A 5,627-nucleotide genomic window follows, 5' to 3' on the forward strand; every position below is an offset into this window, starting at 1 on the left:
CTTTTTGGCAGGTGGTAATGGCACAGCGGGCGTTTTCTATGGTAGCACCATTTTTTAATTCCACTACGCCCTGATTGCTTTCCGGATATTGAGGTAAGTCTCTGTTGCCCCAGACTTCTATGCCCTCCCACATAGTACCACATTGTTCTAGATTAGTTACTTTTGTATTATTAAGAATTAATTTTGATCCTGGTTCAACAATTATTTTTTTTGCTTTTGCAAATTGCAATTCTGAGTTATTTATTGTTAGTTCAGAATTATTAGTTATTATTAAATTTTCTTTGAAAAGATATACTTTTGTATTCCAAATATCACTATAATTAACAATAGTTTCGTCATAATGTGTATAATCAGCAAAATCTTCGCAGATATAAATAATTTGCCCTTGTCCGATTATATCAACGTCTTTGGGATTTATACAAATTGGTGAAGGTGTAATATTTAATGCAGGATTTAAACCTGATAAAGCGCCTGGTTGTAATTCAATAATGCTATTTGGTCCTTCAAGATTGATTACTGCTCCTTCTTCTATACAAATATAACCGCCGGGTTCTACTATTATTTTTGAATTGTCGTGTAGTACTATATCTGCATTGTTTTCAATATAAATTGTACCTCCTTCTTTAATGATGATACTAGATCCAGTCAAGATATTCAAATTACTATTAGTTCTAAAACGTAATAATGATTTGTCAGTAATTATTAAATCTGCTGTTGTATTTACTTTTCCACCTCCGCCTAATTCAAGTTTTCCATATTTCAAATCTATTTCAATACCTCCGCAAGTTTTATAATTTCCGTGTATTTCAGATGGATTTCCCAAATAATCGTATCTCACGGCATCATTTAAATATAAATCTGATCTTTTATAAACATTTGAATAAGTATCCCAAATTCCTAACCATAAATTATCACTTATTATTAAATCTTGTGTAGAATATGCTGAATAACGAAATTCATTGAAACTATTTTTATTATAAAAATTTACTAAATAATTATCTGTCCAGTTTCTGCTATTAAGGACACCTCCTAATATTATATAACCACTTTCATCTTTTATCTCAGTTTGTCTAATAAAATCGGAAGATAAATTTGTTACATTCCATGTCCATTCATATTCTGCTATATTCCATTGTATTCTGTTTTCTCTGAATACCCTGCTAATATCTGCTTTAAGATCACAATCACTTATATTATCTACTAAGTACCTGTAATAATCATGTATATTCATGCATTTATCACCTGCTATATAGCCTTGCATACCTGTTGGATGGTCAACTAATGGCTTGCAAATATTATAAAAACTTAATTCAATATCATCTTCTGATTTCCATCCATATATTCCTTGACCACTGTCATTCCAACCATGATTACTAAAACCAGGGATAGTATTGGGCAGCCCTTTTCCAGCACCATCCCATAAATCATAAATTGCACAGGCAATATAATATTCTGAACGAAAACCATTATTTATATTCGATGAATTAGGCCATGAATGATTATGACTTCTACTTTCAAAATAAGGTAAATCAGAACCTTCATCTAAACCATATTCCCGATCTTCTTGCCAATAAGCAGCATCAAGAATCATTTGAATTGCATCAGCCCAACCTTCAACCCATGCAAGACTGCTCGTGTTTTCTTTATCCCATCTATGATCAGCACATCCATTTTCCCCATAAGGATATGTAAAATTATTACTTTGTAATTTATACATTGTATAATGGCCAAATTCGTGATAGGGTGTATTTTCTTTATCTCCAGCATGATCTGTTAAAAAAATATTTCCTAACATGTAAAAACTTCCTGTTATAAAGGGTATTACATCCATATTAATATGAATTGTTAATCTTTTTCCTAACGGTCTATTTTCTGCTTCAAAATAGCGAAAACCATTATTAGCCCAGTGTACTGTTCTAAAAGCATCGTAATAATTACTTTCATCATAAGCTAATATTGTTTCTATTTGATTCCACCCTGCATTTTGTGGTACCGATATTTGCTCTGAATTAACTTTATAATTACTTCCAATCAAATTAGTTGAATGTATTTGATAGTCGCTATTTGTTCTTGATTAAAAACGAAGAAAAAGTTCCATCTTTTCTCCCTCAAATATTTGATTTGTAGAATAATGTATTTCAAAATACCCATGATTATCTGTATATGTTGTTTCAATAGTTTCTGCCCATAATGCATCCTGATCCATTAATTTTACTTTTATTCCTGTTAATGCCACTAAAGCGGGATTGCCTAAATCATTATTAATTTTTGTATATAAATGACCATAAACAACACCTGTGAAAATTTTACTTTTTTCACCCGATATATTTGTTGAATCAGGTCCATCTCCAATGCTTTTATAATAATCCACAGAATCTGGAGGTACGGGTTTCATTAAGACAGCATAAGACAAACCTTGCATTTTTACTTCTCTGTATTCATCCTGCCAGTCATCTTCCCAATCTCCTATTTCCCAATTAATATAAACACTTGTATCAATATTTGATTCGGGAATATTACTAGGGTCTATATAGATACGTGTTGTATCAGGATTTTCTATAGGAGTAAACCAACGTCTCGGTAAATTCTGAAAATCTTGTAAATTCCATATCTCTATAGTATTATATGGAGTAAAATAAACCATTGCAGATGTTGAGATTTCTTTTTCAATAGTATTATCAGATGTAACAAATTGAATAATACTAATTTTTTTTGGATAAAATGGCAAATTATTAACAGGATAATTTACTGTAACTGTGAGTAGTATTGTATCTTCAGGATAATATACATTGCCTTTTATTACGGGTGCTATATTAGCACTCCACCCATCAGGTAAAATAAATTGTGTACTTTTATCATAAGCAAATGTAACAGTATCAATAAATTTGTATTCAATTGTAAAATTAAATGTGCCATTTACAATATTATATTCTTCGCTGATTACTTCTCCATATGCAGGATTAGTTTCTATAGCATAAAGATATGTTATTTGAATTGTAAACAATTGAATAATAATTAAAAATGTTATTTTTTTCATAATTTTTATGTTTTAATTATTTATATGATACGATTTTAAAAGCCAATTTTCAGAAGAATCTACATTTTCTTTTTTTATTAAACCAATATGTTTTACCCAATAATAATAAGTTTTATCATTTGCATAATTATATATACAATATACATTTTTATACCATTCATCTAGAATTTTAATTGAATCATAATTTATAATATATTCAACATTACAATTTTTTCTCATCGCATAATATCCATATCCACTATATACGTAAAATGATGTATCGTCTGATATTAACCAACTTTGTGCTCGTAAATGATTATTATATGAAGAATAAAAATTTTGCTCTAATTTTTCATAGTTACAATAATTATGTTCACATTCGTAAATTGTCAAATTTCTTCCATATAGGTATATACTATCCTTTATACCAGATACAGAATCTTCATAAATCCAATAAGAGCCAACAGGGAAATCCACATAATCTTTAAATTCCTTTGGCATGTAATAAGTCGGTCTTTTTTTGCAACTAGAAGCTAAGCAACAAATGATTGCAAGAATTAAGAATAATATTTTTGTTACTTTCATATTTTTATATTTTTAAAATTAGAAAACAAAGATACAAAAAAAAATTTAAATAACCAAATTTTTTTTTATAATTATTTTCATAATTTATTAGATTAAAGTTTTATTAATTTTTCCGTTTTTATAATTTTATTATTATCCCTTATAATTAGGTAATATAAACCTATTGGCTCATCGGCTAAATCAATTATTTTTTAATTATTATTTTTTCAAAAGCATTTATGTTTTCACTTGAAAGATGTAAATAATATAAACCGTCAGAAACATCAGGAAGTTTAATTACCTCAGTGTTTAATTGATCAAACAAACCATTCTTTGAATACACTATCCTTCCCATTAAATCATAAATGTAAATAGACACATTAGAATGCGCTTTATCCAACTGAATAGTAAATGTACCATTATTTGGATTAGGAAAGACATTAAATGTTGAATCTGGTTTAATTATCTGATGAAAACCAGATATACCATCAGAATTTGTTTTTACCAAATACACATCAATTCCTTTACCATACCAGCTTATATTTCCTGAAATAATATAGCCATTATCTGATGTTTGTTGTACGCATCCTCCCCATCCTCCTATTTGTCCAAATGTTCTTGTCCATAGTGTGTCGCCATTATTATCTGTTTTTATTAAATACATACTTTGATCTCCCCCTCCAAAGCTTTTAGTATAACCAGTAATGATATAGCCATTATCATTGGTACGTGCAAACGCTCCACCGTAATCACTATTCATTCCACCATAGGTTTTTATCCATAAATTATCTCCGTTATAATTGAATAATCCTAAAAAAATATCATTCCCACCTGCACCAAAACTTTTGGTTGTACCTGAAATAATAATGCCATTACCTGCATCATACGCATAAAATGCACCATCATAATTATTCCCTCCATAGGTCTTTGTCCAAAGAGTATCACCTTGTGAATTTGTTCTAATAAAATAACAATCCGCTGTACCACTCGAAGCATATTCTCGTGTTGAACCACAAAAAAAGAAACCTCCATCAGATAATTGAACAACTGAACAACCTACATTGGAATATTTTTCTTCGTATGTTTTTGTCCATATAGTATCTCCATTACTATCAGTTCTGATGGCATAAACACTGCTAAATCCTGATGTAAAACTCGTAGTGCTACCAACAACTAAATATCCGCCATCTGATGTCTGAATAACATCATGAGCCTGATCGTCCATACTACCACCATAAGTTTTTGTCCAGATAGTATCTCCATTTTGATCCACTTTGAGCAAATATACATCACTGTTGCCTGCTCCAAAGCTGGATGTTGATCCGGCAATAATATAATTATTATCGCTAGTTTTTTTCATGGCATTGGGTTGATCATCGTGTAAGCCACCAATTGTTTTTGTCCACAAAGTATCTCCAAATTCATTGGTTCGAATAAGAAAAATATCTCTATACCCTGCTCCGTAACTTTCAGTAATAGCAGCAACAAGATAACCACCGTCATCGGTCTGTATAACTTTGCAGCCAAAATCATCTGCTGCACCTCCATAATTACGTTGAAACATTATTTGTGCAACCACAGACTGCGTTAAGAGTAAAAGAAAAACGAGTAAAATACTTTTTGTTTTCATATTTTTATATTTTTAAAGTTAAAATACAAATTTACAAAAAAAAATTCAAATAACCAAATTTTTTTTATAATTATTTTTCATAATTTTTAAGTTTTAATTAATTTTGCAAATTAGATGTTTAATTAACAACTAAATTATTACTGGTTTATTCTCGGTATTAGCTATATTTCTAAAGAATATAATTGATTTTGAATAAATTTCTATATAATTTACTTTTCTTTGTCAACCACACAAAGAAAAGTAACAAAAGAAAAGTCTCCGCAGGGGAAATGATTTGATAAAACTACGCAATTACCTCTATGGGTTTACAAACTCGCAAGCTTTAGCTTGCTCAAACAGTGTAAACCCTTCTGCCTAACGCTGCTTGCTTGTTTTATTACAAATCATTTCCCAATGCGGTATTGCTAGAGCTTACTA

Annotated in this window: 4 protein-coding genes; all 4 read right to left on the reverse strand. The window is 29.8% G+C overall.

Annotation, left to right across the window (positions count from 1 at the left end; translation table 11 throughout):
• On the reverse strand, window positions 1-2,035 hold a 2,035-nt coding region (locus PKN74_RS07730), incomplete at its 3' end, for a hypothetical protein (protein WP_472310194.1).
• A 39-nt stretch (window positions 2,036-2,074) separates the two neighbouring features.
• Window positions 2,075-3,037 carry a hypothetical protein gene (locus tag PKN74_RS07735; RefSeq protein ID WP_472310196.1) on the reverse strand — a complete coding sequence of 321 codons (963 nt, stop codon included), beginning with the start codon at window positions 3,035-3,037 and terminating at the stop codon, window positions 2,075-2,077.
• Between the two features lie 12 nt (window positions 3,038-3,049).
• The gene (locus PKN74_RS07740) at window positions 3,050-3,517 is read right to left on the reverse strand and encodes a hypothetical protein (protein WP_472310198.1); all 468 of its coding nucleotides are present in this window, start codon (window positions 3,515-3,517) and stop codon (window positions 3,050-3,052) included.
• A 268-nt stretch (window positions 3,518-3,785) separates the two neighbouring features.
• Window positions 3,786-5,144 (reverse strand): T9SS type A sorting domain-containing protein, encoded by a 1,359-nt coding sequence (locus tag PKN74_RS07745; protein WP_472310200.1) that lies wholly within the window; start codon window positions 5,142-5,144, stop codon window positions 3,786-3,788.
• Window positions 5,145-5,627: the final 483 nt, after the last annotated feature.

This window comes from Defluviitoga sp., from assembly GCF_035349255.1.
In the GTDB taxonomy this organism is placed as follows: Bacteria; Thermotogota; Thermotogae; order Petrotogales; family Petrotogaceae; genus Defluviitoga.

Coding starts and splice junctions, on each gene's coding strand:
- PKN74_RS07745 (WP_472310200.1), bottom strand. CDS start 5,144: ATGTTTCAACGTAATTATGGAGGTGCAGCAGATGATTTTGGCTGCAAA.
- PKN74_RS07740 (WP_472310198.1), bottom strand. CDS start 3,517: ATGCCAAAGGAATTTAAAGATTATGTGGATTTCCCTGTTGGCTCTTAT.
- PKN74_RS07735 (WP_472310196.1), bottom strand. CDS start 3,037: ATGAAAAAAATAACATTTTTAATTATTATTCAATTGTTTACAATTCAA.